We start from the raw sequence: 18,156 nt of genomic DNA, 5'->3' as shown, positions 1-18,156 counted from the left end.
AATTGGCGAAACCCTTACGCAATAAGGCTGAGCGCCTTTCGAAAGGGTTTTTTCTGTTCATACTTTCTTTTGCTCTCTGTGCGCCGGCGCACGTATCGAGATCAGGCGGAAACGTAAAGTAGGTCACGGCGAGCGCAGCGCAATGCGCTCGCTGCGGTAAATCGCAAGACCATGATTCGACACACGGCGCGTGCCAGGACGCGCCTGCCGCGCTCATGCATGCTTTCCGCCGAAACACAGCTTTAACGCCGAAGCGCCCCCGCGAGGCGATAAAAAGGATTTCTATCCGATTCGATAGTTCGATCGCGTGGAGTCTCGAAGCATGTCTTCGAGGGCCCATGCACGTACGAAGCAAGGAAATCGACACTATGGCGAGCGCATACGACTCAGGTCAATCGGCAGGGGTTATTGTTGGAGCAGAGTTGAACGGACTGGGGGTGGCGCGATCGCTCGCGCAGGCCCGCGTTCCGGTTGTCGCAGTCGATACGAGGAGCCGCGCGGCGACGTGGTGCCGACACGTTCATGCGCATCAGATAAAAAGTTTTGTTGGGAAAATATTCGTCGACGAAATGATCGAACTCGGCAAGCGGTTCGATCGTCTGCCGGTTCTGATTCTGACCGACGAAGACGCGGTGCATGCGGTGTCGGAAAATCGGCTGGCTTTGTCGCACTGGTATCGATTCCGTTTGCCCGCCGACGACACCGTCAAGATGTTGTCGAGCAAGGCGCGCTTTCACGAATTCGCACAGAGCCACGGCTTTCCGGTGCCGCGCTCAGTCGTGCTCGAAAAGCTTGCCGACATCGAATGGCTGGCCGAATTGCGCTACCCGTGCGTGCTGAAACCAGACGACAAGCGCAACGTGCTGCGTGGCGAGAAAGAACGCGCGGTGCGCGTCGACACGCTGCAGCATGCACGCGATCGCGCGATCGCGATGCTGGCGACACCAGGCGGAATCATCGCGCAGGAGTGGATCGAAGGTCCCGACAGCAACATCCACTTCACGCTGTTCTATCGCGGCGCCGACGGCAACATGGTCAGCATGTTCACCGGCCGCAAGGTGTTGAGCTCGCCGCCGGGCGTCGGCAACACCGCGATCTGCGTGGCCGCGCCCGAAGCGCGCGGGACGCTCGAACCGCTGACGCGGCGCTTCGCCGAGGCGGCCGGTTTCGACGGCATGGGCAGCATCGAGTACAAGTGGGACGACAACTACAACGAGTTCGTGATGGTCGAGCCGACGGTCGGCCGCACGGACTGGCAGGAGGAGATCGCGACGCTGTGCGGCGTCAACATTCCGCTTGCCGCGTACCGCCATGAACTCGGCCTGCCGTTGCCAGTCGAGCGCCCGAGCCGGCTACCGGTTGCGTGGCGCGCGACGTTTTCCGACCGGCCGCCGCCCGAACTGCTGAGCGAACGCACCAAAATTTTCGATGGCTATTTCCGCTGGAACGATCCGTTCCCAGCGTTGCAGCACTATGTCGTGATGAATCCGCTCCGACGCATGAAGCGCAGCTGGAAAAAAGCGATCAGGGCGCCCGAGTCGCGTCAGGCGAAAGCCTGACGCCGGCGACGAGAGCCCGTCCCCTGGAGACCAGCAATGTCTTTGACCGATACCATCATCATTGGCGCGGGGCCCTACGGGTCATCTCTTGCCGCGCATCTGAAGGCCGCCGGCGTGGATCACCAGATCCTCGGGGAACCGATGGGAGCGTGGCGAAACTACATGCCGCCCGGCATGCTGCTGCGCTCCGAAGCTTTCGCGTCGAGCATGCATGCGCCGCGCAGCGGCTTTACCGTCGAAGACTTCTGCCGCCTGAAAGGCCTGCCTTACCGGCCGCTCGGCATGGCGCTGCCGCTCGAAACCTTCGTCGAGTACGGGCTGTGGTTCCAGTCGAATCTGGTCGGCGATATCCAGCCGGTCGACGTGCTCGCATTGCGCCGCGTCGGCGATCAGTTCCAGCTGTCGCTGAGCGACGGCCGCTCGCTCGCCGCGCGCCGGGTCGTGATCGCGCTCGGCCTGAAGGGCTTCGCGCAAACTCCGCCGGCGCTGCAGGACTTGCCGCCGCAGTATGCGTCGCATTCGGAGCTGTACGGCAACCTCGAGTGGGCGCGCGGCAAGGACATTGCGATCGTCGGCGGCGGGCAGTCGGCGCTCGGGCTGTCCGCGCTGCTCAACGAGCTCGGCGCACGCGCGCACGTGCTGATGCGCGAGAGCAGCGTGGTGTGGCACGAGCGGCCGCACGGCGGGCGCAACATCCTGTCGCGCATCAAGGGGCCCGACGCGGGGCTCGGGCGCGGCTGGCGGTCGCTGTTCCTGTCCGAGTTTCCCGGCGTGTTCCACATGCTCGACCCGCGACGCCGCAAGCTGATCATGGAGCACACGTATGGCGCGTCTGGCGCGTGGTGGCTGCATGATCGCGTGGTCGGCAAGGTACAGATATCGCATCGCACCGTGGTGCGCTCCGCGGCGATCGAAAACGACCGCGTCGTTCTGAACGTGCTGACCGACGGCAAGGAAGCACGCGTGAGCGCCGATCACGTGATCGCCGCGACCGGCTTCAAAACCGACATGCGCCAGCACGCGTTCCTGTCGAAAGATCTGGCCGACGCGATTTCGAATCAAGGCGGCATGCCCGACCTGAGCTCGCACTACGAAACGCGCGTGCGCGGCCTCTATGTGATCGGACCCGCGTCCGCGCATAGCTTCGGGCCCGTGATGCGCTTCGTCTATGGAACCAAGCACGCGTCGCCGACCGTGGCGCGGCACCTTATCGGCTCGTTGAAAGCGGGCTCGCGGCAACGCGCGTGGCCCGTCGCCCATGCACCCATGCCGGAGCGCTCAGGTGAATAAGACCCAAACAACGGGTGCGTCTGTGCACTCGCGCCTGTCCGATCGCTACCGCGGGCCCCGCATGAAGCGCTACAAGGCGCTCGTGAAGGAGATGCTCGCGGGCTTCGTGTTGATGTCAGGGCTCGCGTGGTGCACGCGCAAGCTGCTGTGGCGCGATCGCGTAGCCGTGCTGCTTTATCACGATCCCGATCCGGACACGCTCGACCGTCACCTGACCTATCTGAGCAAGCTGTGCGAGTTCGTGCCATTGACCGACGTCAGCGCGCCCGGCCGCGGCCGGCCGCGCGTGGCGATCACGCTCGACGACGGCCACGTGGGCAACGCGAAGCTATTGCCGGTGTTCATCAAGCACAAGGTGCGCCCGACGATCTTCCTGTGCAGCCGCATCGTCGGACGGCCGCGCAGTCACTGGTGGCTGCATCCGGGTTCGCTGCGCGTCGGCCATGAACGTCTGAAGCGCATGACGAACGAAGAGCGCCTCGCCGCGCTGGCGGCTCAAGGCTACCAGCAGGACGGCGACGACCGGCCGACCGGCCTGTCGATCGAACAGATGCAGGCGATGCGCGAGCACGTCGACTTCCAGGCGCATACGCGCTTCCATCCGATCCTCACGCATTGCAGCGACGCTGAAAGCGAGGCCGAAATCAGCGACAGCCGCCGTGAAATTGCGGCGCTGCTGCAACAGCCGTGCGAGCACTTCGCGTATCCGAACGGCAATTACGGCGAGCGCGAAGTGGAGTTCGTGCGCGCGGCGGGCTTCAAAACCGCGCGGACCTGCGACATCGGCTGGAACGATCAGCACACCGATCCGTACCGGTTGCGCACGATCATCATCGACGATGCGGCGTCGACGCTGCGCTTCGCGGCGCAATTGAGCGGCATTGCGCTGTTTCTGCGTTATCTGCGCGAGGGGGGCGGCTGGCGCGGCAAGTTTCCGCAGTTTTGAACAGGGGGAGCGCCCGGACCAGGCGATTGGTCCGGGCAAGCCGTCCGGGTTCTTCGCGAGACGGCACGAGAGGCAGACAACAGGAGGGGAACATGCAGCGTTGCAGGGTACTGGTGATCAACGATTACGCGCACATGGGCGGCGCGGAAGTGGTCTATCAACAATCGGCCGAGCTATTGGGCACGCTGCGCGGCGTCGAGGTCGAGCGTTTCGACGATAGCCAGTTTTCCGGCCGCTCGACGATGCTGACGCGCTCCTGGAACATGACCGCCGCGCGCGCGCTCGAAAAGACGCTGCACCGTTTCCGGCCGCATCGGCTGATGGTGCACAACTACCACAACGTGCTGTCGCCTTCGATTCTCAGCGTGATCGCGCACAACCAGCGTCAGTTCGGTTACCGCGCGTATCACACCTGCCACGACTATCACCTCGTCTACTACAACCCGTCGCTGCAGTACTTCGACAAGGACAAGCGGCCGATCATTCTGCCGCTCGACGTGCTGCGCACCCGCGCGGTCCTCACGTTGCGGCCGACGCCGAAGGGCCTCGTGCACGATCTGATGACGAAGGCGTGGTGGCATGCGGTACGCGCGGCCTATCAGCCCGCGCGCGTGTTCGACAGGATCTTGTGCCCGAGCCTGTTCATGCAGCAGGCGCTGCATCGCGTGGGCATCGAGAACACGGTGATCGTGCACAATCCGTCGGCGGTGCCGAGCGCGATGCCGATCGTCACGGTGCGTGGCAAGGAACGCTTCAACATCGCGTTCGTCGGACGGATCTCGCCCGAGAAAGGCCTGCTGCAATTTCTGACGCTCTGCGAGGCGGCGGGCTTCGAGCGCATCAATAGCATCGGCGTGTATGGCGACGGGCCGGATCGCGCGGCGATCGAAGAACGTTACGCGTCGCTGATCGCCGAGCGCAAGCTGATCCTGTTCGGCACGATGCCGCAGCAGCAGTTGTTTCCCGCGATGCGCGAGTTCGCCGATGCGGTGGTCGTGCCGTCGGTGGGCGCGGAGAACGCGCCCCTCGTCGTCGTCGAGGCGGCGATGCTCGGCCTGCCGGTGCTGATTCGCGATGGCGGCAGCATGGCGGTGACCGCGGAATCGGTCGGCAACAAGATCAAGTTCAAGTTCGATCCGGGCAGTCTGAAACAGGCGCTCGGCGAGTTGGCCGTTCATCTGGCCGATGAGCACAGAAAGTACGACGTCGGAGAATATCTGCCCGAGCATTACGCGCGGCGTCTGGCCGAAATCATGCACATCGGCGAAAGCTCGGCGCCCATCGCGCCGTCGCGCCGGCGCGCGCGTTATGCAGATAATCCGCGTCCGGCGCCCTGAAAATAGTCGGCGCTGATTGTGGCGAACGGCGTGTATATCCGCACGCTTATCGTCGCTTTAAACATGCGTTTTTTATTGCGTGATTTGTCTGAAGCAATCCTGTAGCAATCGGCTTTTGTGTGCGCTGCCGAACGTTGTAAGGACGGGCTCTCTGAATATTATGATTGCCAAGAAAGGCTTTTTATCGAGCGTTGTAGCGCGCCGACGAAACGGCAGACTCATCAAAACAAGAGCATGTGCATGTCGTGAGCGTTTGCGTGGAAAAACGGCGGACGAGACGCGGCTAATCGGGGATATATCTCTACCGGGCCCGGCAGTCAGCTCAACCCAAACAGGAATGTGGCCGCAAGCGGCCACATCGGCGATACGGGGGATCCAGACGGTGATGCGCTACAGCTTAGCGCACGCTGTACGGATCGGAGGTCTCGGGAGACGCGTAGGTCTGGTCTGAATTCCACAAATCGCTGCCGTAGGGGTCCGCTGAGTTCTTGCCGCGGACAGGCTGTGCAACGCTTGTACGTTTCTGCTTCGGAAGGCTGTTTTTAGTTTGGGTGTACATGTTGGGCGCGACATAGCGGTTCTTTTTTGCGTACGCGAGATCCGACGGAGAGCCGTAGAGCGTCGGTGAACTGGCCGCATGAGGCGTCATCGCGTCGAGTTGCGAGTGCTTGGCGACATAACGCGGGGCATAAGCGGAAGAGGAGGCGGACACGATGCTCTGGGCGTATCCCACGTGAGCAGTCAGTAATACCGGTAATACGGCGGCAAGAAGTTTTTTCATTTCGGTCTCCGTAAGAACACGAGTGGTGCGATGTTAGGGAAAAGAGCCGAGCTCGCATAGGTGCTGTTACACACAAAGGTAGCCGATGTGGCGTAAATCGGCTACCCCCGTCCGATCGAGGCGGTCGGCTCGATCGGACACGGGCGTGACTGGATGCGGCGACGTGCCGGTTCGGGCGCCGGGAAGAAGTGGGAAACCGTCGGGACTTTGGGAGAACTCGCATGAACCAAAGCAGTGCACCATTCGATAGCCGGAACAACAACAGCGAACATCCGCCGGCAGGCTTTGCTAACTATCTGGATGCGCTGTATGACAACCGCAAGCTGATTGCCATCACGACGGCCATCGCGGTCGCGCTCGGCATCGGTTATTCGGTGTTCTCCGAACCCGTCTATCGCGCTGACATCCTGGTGCAGGTCGAAGAGAACGCAGGTACCTCGTCCAAGAGCGTGATCGGCGACGTGTCCGCGATGTTCGACGTGAAGACCGCGACGTCCGGGGAGGCGCAGGTGATCGGCTCGCGCATGGTGGTGGGCCGCGCGGTCGACAAGCTCAATCTCGACATCGAAGCGGCACCGCGTTACTTCCCGCTGTTCGGCCGCTGGCTCGCCCGTCATTCCGATCATCTGTCGACGCCGGGACCGCACGGCTACGTGTACGGCAACGAGCGCATCAAAGTGTCGAAATTCGATGTGCCGGAAGAGCTGTTCGATCGTCCGTTCGTGCTGAGGATGGGCGAGGGATCGACCTACGAACTGCAATACGGCAAGCTGAAGCTCGAAGGCACGGTCGGCCAGGCGCTGAACGCGACGACCAACTACGGGCCGCTCACGCTCGTCGTCGACCGGATCGACGCGAAGCCCGGTGCGACCTTCGAATTGCGGCGCCAGTCCGCGCTGACGACGACCGAAAAGCTGCGCAAGGAATTGACGATCTCCGAAAAAGGCAAGGAGTCCGACATCCTCGGCGTGTCGCTCGAAGGCAGCGATCCGAATAAGATCAGCGCGATTCTCGGGACCATCGCGGGCGAATACGTGAGCCAGAACCTGAAGCGCAAATCCGAGGAAGCGGAGCGTTCGATCCGTTTCCTCGAAATGCAGCTTCCGGAAATGCGCCAGCAGCTTTCCGATTCGGAAACGCGCTTCAACGACTTCCGCGCGAAGCATGGCACCGTCGATCTCGGCGAGGAAGCGACCAACCTGCTGCAGCTGTCGGTTCAGGCGCAGACGCGGCTCGCGGAACTCCAGCAGAAGCGCAATGAACTGCTGTCGCGCTTCACCGACCAGCATCCGGCCGTGCAGTCGGTCAACGCGCAGTTGCGCGCGGCGCAACAGGAAGCGAAAGATCTCGCGAGCCGGACGCAGTCGCTGCCGCCGCTCGAACAGAACGTGCTGCGCCTGCAGCGCGACGTGCAGGTCGGCACCGAACTCGACACGTCGCTGCGCAATACGCTCGAACAGCTGAAGCTGATCAAGGCGGGCAAGGCCGGCAACGTGCGCATCGTCGACGGCGCTGTCGCGCCCGATACGCCGGTGCGGCCCAAGCCGCTGCTGATAATCGTCGGCGCGATGATGCTCGGCGTGTTCGTCGGCTCGGTGATCGCGCTCGTGCGTCAGCGTCTGTTCGACGCGATCGACGATCCGTACGAAGTCGAGCTGCGCACCGGTCTGCCGGTCTACGCGAGCGTGCCGTTCAGCCGTCAGGAAGAGCGCTTCGCGCACAGCCGTCGCCGGCCGGAATCGAAGGCGCTGGTGCTCGCGGGCGAAGCGGTGGTCGATCCGGCCATCGAAAGTCTGCGTGGCTTTCGCACCGCACTCGAATTCACGATGACCAAGGCGCGCAACCATATCGTGCTGATCACGGGCCCGACGCCGGGCATCGGCAAGTCGTTCGTGTCGCTGAATCTCGCTGCGGTCATCGGTGCGACCGGCAAGCGCGTGCTGCTGGTCGACGGTGACCTGCGCCGCGGCTTCCTGCATCGGCATCTCGGCGGCGATCGCGGTCCCGGCCTGTCCGATCTGATCCAGGGCGCGTACCGCCCCGAAGAGCTGATTCGCGCGACCCGTTTCCAGGGTGTCGATTTCATCGCGAGCGGCCGCCAGGTTGCGAGCCCGAGCGACGTGTTGTCGAACACCCGGCTCGAGTCGGTGCTGCGCCAGGTCGCGACCGGCTACGACGTCGTGCTGCTCGACGGACCGCCGGTGCTGCTCGCCGCCGATGCGGTGCGGCTCGCGTGCGTGGCAGGTACGACGTTCTTCGTCGCGCGTCAGGGTGTGACGGGCATCGGCGAGCTCCGTGAGTCGGTCCGCCAGATGCAGAAGGTCGGCCTGCCGGTGCGCGGCGTGATCATGAACGGACTGAAGATGCGGCCGGGACGCTACAGCTACGGCTACGGACGCTATCGCTACGCGGCCTACATCTACAAACCGTACGACCGCTAAACCCGGGCGCGTGGTTCGTGACGCTCCCGCGGCGCGGGGCGTAGCGCCCGAATGGACCGATCAGAAAACCAACATAGCAATGCGAAGGGATCTTACGGCCGCGCTTGCCGAGCGCACACCGTACAGGCAAGGGACTACTCGGATGAAACAGCTATTTGTCACGCCTTTTCTGCCTCAGAAAAACGCGCCGCAAGCTGGCCACCGGTTGGCCTACGACTACCTGATCAAACTGAGCGCGGAATCGGAACTCGACGTGCTGATCGTGTCGCGCGTGCCGGTCGACGATAAAGACATCGAGTTCCGCGCGAACGTGCGCAACGTCTACATCCAGTACGTGAGCCGGTTCGACCTGATTCCGTCGTTCCTCGCGAATCCACTGACGTTTTCACCGCGCCTGTTCTCGCGCTATAAACCCGCGATCGGCAAGTTCCTCTGCGAGCTCGTCGACAGGCACCGTTACGACACGGTGCGGCTCGAATTCTCGCAATGCTTCACGTATGCACAGAATCTGCGCGAGCGTTTCCACGATGGCGTGAAGATCGTGATGTGCGCGCATGACGTGCAGATCCAGATCCTGCTGCGCATCAAGTCCATCGAAGGATGGCTGTTTACACGGCAGACCTTCATGCTCGAGCAGCGTCTGCTGAAGCTGGCCGACAAGGTGCTCGTGCTGTCGAGCAAGGACGCGCAGCTGATCAACGGCCTGTACCCCGGGGTCGGCACGGTGCAGGTCGTGCCGATCTCACTGCCGGCGTTTCTGAAGGAAGTGCGGCGCTCGAAAGACACGGTCGAGAAAGGCAACATCCTGTTCTGGGGGGCGATGCAGCGCCGCGAAAACGAAGAGGCGCTGCTCAATTTCATCGACACGATTTTTCTGCCGCTGCGCCGACGCGGTCTGCAACTGAAGCTGTTCGTGGTCGGCTCCGATCCGAGCGAGCGCGTGAAGCGCCTGAATAGCGACGATATCTGCGTGACCGGCTTCGTCGAAAATCCGGGCAAGTACTTCGAGGCCGCCGCTATCGGCGTGGTGCCGCTGCTGTCGGGCGCCGGCGTCAAGCTGAAGACGCTCGAGATGCTCGCCGCGAAGCTGCCGGTCGTGTCCACGCCGCTCGGCGCGGAAGGCGTCGAGCACGACGGCACCTTGCTCAACGTCTGCGAGATCGATGAGTTCCAGCACGTGATCGAGCGCATCTACCGCGGCGAACCGGTCAACGTCAACGCCTCCGTGGCGTATCAGGCGTGACGCCATGATCGCCACCATCGCCTATCTGCTGGCCGTCGTGCTGTGCGCATCGCGCGGCGTGCTCGAGTATCTGATCGGCAAGGACGCCGCCTATCTGATCCAGGTCGGCGGCATCGTCGGGCTGCTCGTGTGGTACATCTCGCCGACGGCGATTGCCGCTTACTTCCGCGACGAAGGACGCCTGTCGCTCGGCTTGCTCTTGGGCATGCTGTTCGCAATCGGGCTGTCGATCGTCGCGACGCTCGCGCTCACCGATCAGCTCGGGCCGGCCTATCTGCTCGTCTTCGTCTTCACGCTGTTCATCTATTTCTACGCGATCTCGAACTATCAAAGGCGTTTCGTGCGGCCCCGCTTCGCCTATGTCGGGCTCGTGCTGATCGCGCTGATCGAGGCGGGCGTCGCGCTCGCGCAGCAGCAGAACGTGTTCCCGATCGATCTGCCCGGCGCGACTTATGGCTTCGACAATCTGCGCGCGCCGTCGCTGACCGGCAGCTATCTGCATTACCCGCTGTTCGTCGCGATTGCCGCGTCGCTGTGTGGCGTCGATTATCTGGTGCGCAAGAAAGTACTGTCGGGCCTCGCGTGCGCGGTGCTCAGCTTCGCGATCTTCTCGGCGCTGTCGCGCAGCGGCATGCTGATCATTCTCGGCACGTTCGGGCTCGCGTTCGTGCAGGGACCGATCCAGTTCATCACGAGAAACGCGAAACTGATCGTTGCCACTATCTTCGCGACGATGGCGATCATGATCTTCGGCGTCGCGGTGAGCAGTCAGAACGATAGTGTCGTCAACGTCGGCACCGAACGGATCATCGGCGCGACCGACCTGCAATCGGACGGCAACGACGGCCGCACCGAAGCATGGGAAAAGGCCAAGTCGCTCGTATTGCCGGTCAACGCGATCGCGGGCACCTACTTCGGGCTCGTCACGAACTCGGCACCCGAGCCGATGAAACAGGAGTTCGGCGTGGTCGAATCGAGCGTGCTGCAGCAGATTCTGAATATCGGCCTGATGGGCGCGATCTTCTATTACGGCGTGCTGGTATCGGTGACGAAACTCGTGAGCAGCGCAAGCCGGATTGCGCTGTGTGTATGGGCCGCTTTATTTCAAACGTTCTTCTATCAATCGATCGAAGTGATTCCGTTTGTCTTCATCCTGATGACATTGCCGGTGTTCGATTACGTGGACGGACCGCGTCGAAACAGCGCGTAGCGAACCGCAAGGCAGTGCATGCCAGATCGTCCGCATCGCGCGGACGAGCAGTGGGTAGTCGATAGTGCGCGCGACGAGCGCGAAGCATGGTGAACGAACTGGAAAGCCGTGTTTGGGGGTATTCCACGAACACCTGATGCAAAGCAGGAGGTGGGGATGAACCTGAAGGGAATGATCAGTGTGGTGATCGTCAATTACAACACGCCGAAACTGGTCGGAAATTGCGTGCGCTCCGTGCTGGAACTTTCGATTGCGGATAAGGAGGACATCGTCGTAGTGGACAACGCTTCACCGGACAATTCGTTTTCCTATCTGAGGGAGACGCTTCCGACAGGAGTGAGACTCGTCAAAACGTCGATCAATCGCGGCTTCGGAGCCGGCGTCAATTTCGGCATGGTCGGTTGTCTGCGCGAACTCGTGCTCGTGCTGAACCCGGACACCTATTTCGTCGATACATCGCTCGAGAACGCGGTGCAGTTGTTCGAGACGGAGAAGGATGTCGGCCTCGTCGGTCTCGATCTGGTCTATCCGGATGGCGAGCGGCAGTTTTCCGCGCGGCGCTTCTATTCGGTGCTCGACATACTCGGCCGGCGCTCGCCGCTCGGGCGGCTCGGCGTGTTCAAGCGCCGCATCGACATCCACATGATGCGCGAAGCGTGGGCCGCGGGCACGCCGTTCGAAGCCGAGTGGGTGCTGGGCACGGGCTTTATCGTGCGGCGCGCATTGTTCGGCGAACTCGGCGGCATGGACGAGCACTTCTTCCTCTATATGGAGGATGTCGATTTTTGCGCGCGCATCTGGCAGGCGGGCTACCGCGTGCTGTGCGTGCCGGGCGCGCGGCTCACGCACGAGCATCAGCGCGCGTCGGCAGCGGGCTTCCTCAGCAAGGCGGGACGCCGGCATATGAACAGCTTGTGGCGCTTCAGCCGCAAGTATCGTGTGCCGCTGTTCAGGCCGCCAGGCGTGCAGGGCCTGATGCGCGGCGCGAAGGCGCGTGCGCTGCCGGTCCCGATGGCCGCCGTGAGCGCGCGTGCGGCGGCCGCCGAGCAGGCGCAAAGCATCACGGTCGAGTGACGCCTCGCGCCGTATCGACGTGAAAAAAGCAGGAGTAACGCAATGGGGGAGGGGTAGATGAAAACCCGGCGACAGGCGCTCAAGACGTTCCTGTTCGGCGGCCTGGCCGGGGCCAGTGCAAGCGCAGCCGATCTGGGCATCGCGCGCGCGACCGGGCACGCGCCGCGCGCGCCCGACGCGTTCGCGACCGTGGGTAACGGCGCGGCCGACGGCGCAGGCGGCATCCTGCGCGTCGCCGCGTCCGTGCCCGAGCGTGCCGCATCGGAACCGGTCGCGCCGAGCTACTTGAAGACGCTCAGCGACATCGTCGCGGGACTCGAGGTCAGCGTCGCGCGCTTCGTCGATCCGCGCAGGCTGGCGGCGATCCAGCGCGGCGCGTCCGGCTACGATGTCGGCGCCGAACTCCGGGAGGCGTTCGCAAGCGGCGCGCGCGGGCTGTATCTGCCGCGCGGCATCTGGCGTTACACGGGCGACTTGACCACCGCGAACGGTTCGAGACTGCGCGGCGACGGCGGCGGCGAATACGTGGTGATCACCGACATCGCGATGGGGGCGACCGTGCTGGAGAGACAGGACGCGGGCGGTCCGACGTCGGCGGCACTGAAGCTCGGCGACTCGGCGTTCGTCGAGCATGTGCAGGTGCGGCCCGCGCATTACGACAAGGTCATCTACTACCTTGCCAACTATCCGGCGCACACCGGCAACACGGCGATCGGCATTCACTTCGGCACGTCGGCCGGAGCGAGTCGTTGCACGGCGATCGGCTTTTCGCGCGCGGGCTACGAGCTCGGCGTCACGTCGACGCTCGAGCGCTGTTATGCGTACATGTGCGAGCGCGGCTTCTACGCGACCGAGCACACCGACGGCTCGCTGATCAACTGCGTCGGCATGTTCTGCCATACGGCCGGCGCGGATATCGTCGACAACTTCTGGCAGGTGATCGGCGGACGCTGGGAATGGAATGCGCGTCACGGCGTGATTCTCGGCGCGGAGTCGCTGATCGTCGGCGCGGTGTTCGATCGCAATGGCTTTGCCGGCGTCTATATGAAGAGCGGCAACTGGGGCAAGGTGGTGAACGGCAACTACTTCTCGCGCAACGGTTGCGGCGGCGACGGCAAGATCGGCCGCTGGAAGTTCTCGACGCGCGGCCATCCGTCGTACCTCGATGTGCCGCCCGGTCAGAGCTGCCACATCCAGATCGACTACCAGCAGGGCGCGACGATCGTCGGCAATCGCTACCGTCCCGGCCAGGACGACGAGAACGCCGGCTGCGACGGCCCGCAGTTCGTATACGGCAGTTCGACCGCGCCGGGCAGCACGCCGCTCGACGGCATCACGATTCAGGGCAATTTCGGCGATCGCGCCGGCGATTCGATCGTCGGTTACGCGAAGGCGTATCCGGGCGGCGGCGCGATCGCGGGCGGCAAGGACGCGAGCCTCGTGCATGCGCTGAATCTCGGCGTCGGCTACCAACGCGGCGGCGTCGCGGCGGCACTGCATTGCGGCAACCAGACGGTGTCGCAGGAGACGACGCGCATCTCGATCAACGTACTGCGCTCGACCTCGGGCCGCGTGGTGCTGCGCGCGGCCACACGCGGCCATGCTCTACTCGCCGAAATCCTGTTCGCAACCGACGCAAGCGACGCCAACTACAAGACCGTCGTGAGCAATCTGATCGGCAATGCGGTGAAGAGCGCGGTATTGAACGCAAATAGTGAAGACGATCGCTACAACCAGATCGATGTCGCACTAAGTGAACCTGCTTTCGTGTCGTATTCTGTTTTTTCGACTTGAGATTTAACTGCAAACAGGACGATTGTGTCGACGAGAAACGTCATCATCGCGCTGTATTCGGTGTATGCGCTGAACTACGTGCTGCCGCTCGTTACGTTGCCGTATCTGTCGCACGTACTTGGGCCGGCCGGGTTGGGTGTGATCGGTTACGCGCAATCGATTTCGCAGATTCTTCTCGTTATCGTCGACTTCGGCTTCGGCCTGTCGAGCGCGCGCAAGGTGGCGGTGCACATCGACAGCCCGGAAGTCGTGAACCGCATCTACTGGTCGACTACGATCGGCCGCGCGATTCTCGCGTTGCTGTGCTCGCTGGTGCTGGTCGTCTGGGCGTTCGCCGCGCACATGTCGCCGCAGGAGCGCGGTGCGACGCTGCTCGGCTCGCTCGTGATCTGGGGCGGCGTGCTGACGCCCGGCTGCTTCTACGAAGGCACGCAGCGCCTGCCGGTGCTCGCGGGCACGCTGCTCGCCACACGCGTGGGTCTGCTGATTCCGCTGTTCCTGTTCGTGAAGACTCGCGACGACGTGATGCTCGCGGCCGCGCTGCAATATGCGCCGACCTTCGTGTGCGGCTTGATCCTGATGGGCGCGCTGATCTGGAAGCGCGAGATTCTGCTGACCGTGCGGGTCGGTTGGGCCGACGTGATGGCCGAGGCGAAAGAGGCGTATCACATCTTTCTCGGCTCGGCGCTGACGTCCGTGTACATGTACGCGAACGTGATCATGCTGCGCATGATCAGCGGCCCTGGTGCGGTCGGCTATTACGTGGCGGCCGAGCGACTCACCAACGCGCTGCGCGCGTGCACGGCGCCGGCCATCCAGGCGTTCTTTCCGAAGATCTGCGTCGCGTACGAGCGCAACGACTTCGGCTATATCCACAAGGTCAACCGCGGCTTCATGCTCGCGTTCGCGGCGTCGGCGGTGTTGATCCTGGTCGGCTTTACGGTGCTCGGTGAATGGTTCGTCGGACGTTTTCTCGGCGAGGCGTTCGGCGAGACGTTCCGCATTTTGCGCGTCCTTGTGTTCGTGCCGGCAATCGTCGGCATGACGACGACCCAGGTCATGTTGACGGTGATCGCGTCGGGCAATCAGTCGTTGCTGAAGCGGATCTATATCTACGGCGCGCTGTTCCATCTGGTGCAGGCGCCGATCAGCATCTACTTCTGGGGCGGCGTCGGCACCGCGTGCTCGGTGGCCGCGACCGAGCTGTTCATGCTGATCGGCGTGTACAACGTGGCGAGCCGGATCAATCACGGCCAGATCGCGGTGCGCTCGCAGACGGCGATCAAGCAGGAGATGGCCGCGGAGAGGGATTAGCCGCCGAGACGGACGGTGTTCACTGCGCGGTGGACAGATTGGTCACTTTCGCGTTGCGCAGATACAGCACCGTCGACAGCACGACCGCCGCGGCAGCCGCGAGCGCGGCAAACAGGAACACGGAGCCATAACCGAACTCGCCGGCGATATACCCCGCCAGCGGGCCGGTGATGCCGAGCGACAGATCGAGAAACACCGAGTACGCGGACAGTGCCGCGCCGCGGCTCGCCGGCGGCACCAGCCCGACCGCCTCGACGCCGAGCGCCGGAAATACCAGCGCGAAGCCGAAGCCGGTCAGCGCGGCGCCTGCGAGCGCGATATGCGGCTCGGGCGCGAGCCACAGCATCAACAGACCCGCGCATTCGAACGAGAACGATGCGATCGCGACGCGAAAGCCGCCGTAGGTCTTGATCGTGTTCGCGAACAGCAGTCGCGCGCCGATGAACAGCGTGCCGAACAGCGTCAGCGACAGCGCCGCGTTCGGCCAGTGCTTCGCCGCATAGAACAGCGTGATGAAGGTCGCGATCGAGCCGAAGCCGGCCGAGCCGAGCGCGAGACCCATGCCGTGCGGCAGCACGCGCGTAAACACGCTGCGATACGACATCCGCTCGCCGTGCACGACCGGCACCGGCGCGATCAGACGCGCGAGGTAATAGCCGAGCCCTGCCAGCGCGATCACCAGGATGCCGAGCGCGGTGAAGCCGATCGAGCGCGAGATCATCACGCCGAGCGGCGCGCCGATTGCGAGCGCGCCGTAGGTTGCGATGCCGTTCCAGGAAATGACCCGGGCGTTGTTCGACGTGCCGACCCGGCCGATCCCCCAGAGGATCGCGCCGGTGCCGCACAGACTCTCGCCGAAACCGAGCACGAGGCGGCTGCACACCAGCAGCGCGAGGCTCAGCACCGGCCAGGAACCGGCCAGCGCGGCGAGCAGCAGCAGCACGCCACTCGCGCCGCAGCCGAGCAGACCGATCGATACCGTGCGCTTCGGTCCGAGCGTATCGGCGGAGCGGCCCGCGAGCGGCCGAGACGCGAGCGTCGCGAGGTACTGCACGCTGATCGCCGCGCCGGCCAGCACCGCGCTGTAGCCGAGGTCGCCGTGCACGTAGCCGGGCAGCACCGCGAGCGGAATTCCGATCGCGAGGTAGCAAAGAAAGGTGAAAAAGACGACTGGAATGATTTGCAGGGTCGTCGCATATTCGCTGCGGGCGGGCGCGGAGTCGGTGGACATCGGGAAAACGAGACTTGAAATCGGCGAGGAGGCGTGATTGTCCCATGGAACCGATTCCTTTGCAGGGCTTGCCTAAAAAATGGGACGAACTAATGGCGGGCCGAGACTCGATAAAGGTCCGTTTTCGCGCCGTGGCCGCGTGATTTTCTGGCGAGACGGCTGGCTTGCGGCGCTAGAGTATGTCATTTGATCCGCAAAAACTATAAAAATACGGAAGATTCTCCGGAGCAACATAAGCGTTGCCGCGCGCAAATCCAGTTCTATATCGCGCGGCGAATATGTCCCCCATGTGATTCAGGCTATGGGTTGCGTTTATTGACGGTGATAGCTTTCAAACCATCGACGCGGCGTGTCCGCGCGAACACCGAACAGACGAGAGCACCGAGACATGACCGAGCCGATTCGCTTCTATCACCGTAACGCGATCCGCGAAATCCAGGACGCGCCCGTTACCCGTACGGTGCTGCAGTATCTGCGCGAAGACGCGCATTGCACCGGCACCAAGGAAGGCTGCGCCGAAGGCGACTGCGGCGCCTGCACCGTCGTGATCGGCGAGCGCAACGCGGCGGGCGGCGTCGACTTCAAGGCGGTCAACGCCTGCATCCAGTTCGTGCCGACGCTCGACGGCCGCGCGCTCTTCACGGTCGAAGACCTGCGCCAGCCGGACGGGTCGCTCCATCCGGTGCAGCAGGCGATGGTCGATTGCCACGGCTCGCAGTGCGGCTTCTGCACGCCGGGCTTCATCATGTCGATGTGGGCGCTCTACGAGAAGCACGGCCACGGGCATGGCTGCGCGAACCGCACGGTGCCGTCGCGAGAGGCGATCGGCAATGCGCTGACCGGCAACCTGTGCCGCTGCACCGGCTACCGGCCGATCGTCGATGCGGCCGAGCGCATGTTCGACGCACCCGCGCCGCAAGCGCCGCTCGACGTGAAGGCGCTCGCCGACACGCTCGCGACGCTCGAACGCGACGACACGTTCCAGTACGAGCACGCGGGCCAGCGCTTCGCCGCGCCGCGCACGGTCGCGGCGCTCGCGCAGATCAAGGAGCAGGAACCGGCCGCGCGCATCCTCGCGGGCAGCACCGATATCGGCCTGTGGGTCACCAAGCAGATGCGCGAACTCGGCAACCTCGTCTACGTCGGGCAGATCGCCGAGCTGCAAAAGCTCGAAACCAATGACGACTGGATCGATATCGGCGCCGGCGTCAGCGTCGAAAGAGCGTATGCCGAGATCGCGAAGCAGTATCCGGAGCTGACCGAAATGTGGCAGCGCTTCGCGTCGCTGCCGATTCGCAACGCCGGCACGCTCGGCGGCAACATCGCGAACGGCTCGCCGATCGGCGATTCGATGCCCGGGCTGATCGCGCTCGGCGCGCGCGTGATCGTACGCGGCGGCGACATCGAGCGCGAGATGCCGCTCGAAGATCTGTACCTCGCATATCAGAAGAAGGACATGGCCGAGCACGAGTTCGTCGTCGGCCTGAAGGTGCCCGCGCGCGGCGGCGCGCGCAAGAATCTGCGCTTTCGCACCTACAAGCTGTCGAAGCGCTTCGATTCGGATATCTCGGCCGTGTGCGCGGCGTTTTCGTTCATCGCCGACGGTGACGTGATCCGCGAGCCGCGCATCGCGTTCGGCGGTATGGCCGCGACGCCGAGGCGCGCGCTCAATGCCGAAGCCGTGCTGCGCGACGCCGCTTGGCACGAGGCGACCGCACAAGCCGCAATGCTCGCGCTCGGCAACGACTATGCGCCGCTCACCGACATGCGCGCGACCAGCGACTACCGCCTCGAAGCGGCGAAGAACACGCTGTACCGCTTCTGGCTCGAAACGCGCGCGCGGGAGCCGCTTCCGAAGAGCGCGCTCGACGTGCGCGCGGTCGCGCCGGCCGGCGTGAGCGTTTGAGCGCCGCGCGTCCACGGATACGGAGAACCC

Annotated in this window: 13 protein-coding genes; 11 read left to right on the top strand and 2 right to left on the bottom strand. The window is 63.7% G+C overall.

Annotation, left to right across the window (positions count from 1 at the left end; translation table 11 throughout):
- Window positions 1-569 precede the first annotated feature (569 nt).
- From AB3X94_RS09415 to AB3X94_RS09400, 4 genes are all read left to right on the top strand, one after another.
- On the top strand, window positions 570-1,559 hold the full coding sequence (locus AB3X94_RS09415) for a carboxylate--amine ligase (RefSeq protein ID WP_368611383.1): 990 nt from the start codon (window positions 570-572) through the stop codon (window positions 1,557-1,559).
- A 36-nt stretch (window positions 1,560-1,595) separates the two neighbouring features.
- Window positions 1,596-2,849, top strand: coding sequence for an FAD-dependent oxidoreductase (locus AB3X94_RS09410; protein WP_176109442.1), 1,254 nt, complete (start codon window positions 1,596-1,598; stop codon window positions 2,847-2,849).
- A 61-nt stretch (window positions 2,850-2,910) separates the two neighbouring features.
- The gene (locus AB3X94_RS09405) at window positions 2,911-3,795 is read left to right on the top strand and encodes a polysaccharide deacetylase family protein (protein WP_176379075.1); all 885 of its coding nucleotides are present in this window, start codon (window positions 2,911-2,913) and stop codon (window positions 3,793-3,795) included.
- A 92-nt stretch (window positions 3,796-3,887) separates the two neighbouring features.
- Complete coding sequence (locus tag AB3X94_RS09400; protein ID WP_368588619.1) at window positions 3,888-5,132, top strand: glycosyltransferase; 1,245 nt, start codon at window positions 3,888-3,890, stop codon at window positions 5,130-5,132.
- Window positions 5,133-5,529: 397 nt separating this feature from the next.
- On the opposite strand, the gene AB3X94_RS09395 is transcribed toward AB3X94_RS09400, so the two are convergent.
- Window positions 5,530-5,913, bottom strand: a complete 384-nt coding sequence (locus AB3X94_RS09395; protein ID WP_368611382.1) for a hypothetical protein — start codon at window positions 5,911-5,913, stop codon at window positions 5,530-5,532.
- 221 nt (window positions 5,914-6,134) lie between these two features.
- Here AB3X94_RS09395 and AB3X94_RS09390 point away from each other — a divergent pair, with 221 nt between their 5' ends.
- The 6 genes from AB3X94_RS09390 to AB3X94_RS09365 all read left to right on the top strand — a co-directional run bounded on the left by AB3X94_RS09390 (window position 6,135) and on the right by AB3X94_RS09365 (window position 14,989).
- Window positions 6,135-8,354, top strand: coding sequence for a GNVR domain-containing protein (locus AB3X94_RS09390; RefSeq protein WP_368611381.1), 2,220 nt, complete (start codon window positions 6,135-6,137; stop codon window positions 8,352-8,354).
- A gap of 142 nt (window positions 8,355-8,496) precedes the next feature.
- Window positions 8,497-9,597: a glycosyltransferase gene (locus AB3X94_RS09385; RefSeq protein WP_368611380.1), complete on the top strand. Its 1,101-nt coding sequence runs from the start codon at window positions 8,497-8,499 to the stop codon at window positions 9,595-9,597.
- A 4-nt stretch (window positions 9,598-9,601) separates the two neighbouring features.
- Window positions 9,602-10,807 (top strand): hypothetical protein, encoded by a 1,206-nt coding sequence (locus AB3X94_RS09380; RefSeq protein ID WP_368611379.1) that lies wholly within the window; start codon window positions 9,602-9,604, stop codon window positions 10,805-10,807.
- Window positions 10,808-10,963: 156 nt separating this feature from the next.
- Window positions 10,964-11,881, top strand: a complete 918-nt coding sequence (locus AB3X94_RS09375) for a glycosyltransferase family 2 protein (protein WP_368594634.1) — start codon at window positions 10,964-10,966, stop codon at window positions 11,879-11,881.
- A gap of 57 nt (window positions 11,882-11,938) precedes the next feature.
- Complete coding sequence (locus AB3X94_RS09370) at window positions 11,939-13,675, top strand: hypothetical protein (RefSeq protein ID WP_368611378.1); 1,737 nt, start codon at window positions 11,939-11,941, stop codon at window positions 13,673-13,675.
- Between the two features lie 24 nt (window positions 13,676-13,699).
- Window positions 13,700-14,989: an oligosaccharide flippase family protein gene (locus tag AB3X94_RS09365; RefSeq protein WP_368611377.1), complete on the top strand. Its 1,290-nt coding sequence runs from the start codon at window positions 13,700-13,702 to the stop codon at window positions 14,987-14,989.
- 19 nt (window positions 14,990-15,008) lie between these two features.
- Here the strand turns inward: AB3X94_RS09365 and AB3X94_RS09360 are convergent, their stop codons facing one another.
- Window positions 15,009-16,220, bottom strand: coding sequence for an MFS transporter (locus tag AB3X94_RS09360; protein ID WP_368611376.1), 1,212 nt, complete (start codon window positions 16,218-16,220; stop codon window positions 15,009-15,011).
- Window positions 16,221-16,608: 388 nt separating this feature from the next.
- On the opposite strand from AB3X94_RS09360, the gene xdhA reads away from it, so the two are divergent.
- Window positions 16,609-18,126 carry a xanthine dehydrogenase small subunit gene (gene xdhA / locus AB3X94_RS09355; protein ID WP_368611375.1) on the top strand — a complete coding sequence of 506 codons (1,518 nt, stop codon included), beginning with the start codon at window positions 16,609-16,611 and terminating at the stop codon, window positions 18,124-18,126.
- Window positions 18,127-18,156 lie beyond the last annotated feature (30 nt).

It is taken from the genome of Paraburkholderia sp. BR10923 (genome assembly GCF_040948765.1).
GTDB lineage: Bacteria > Pseudomonadota > Gammaproteobacteria > Burkholderiales > Burkholderiaceae > Paraburkholderia > Paraburkholderia youngii.
This window is presented reverse-complemented; position numbering and strand designations above follow the sequence as displayed.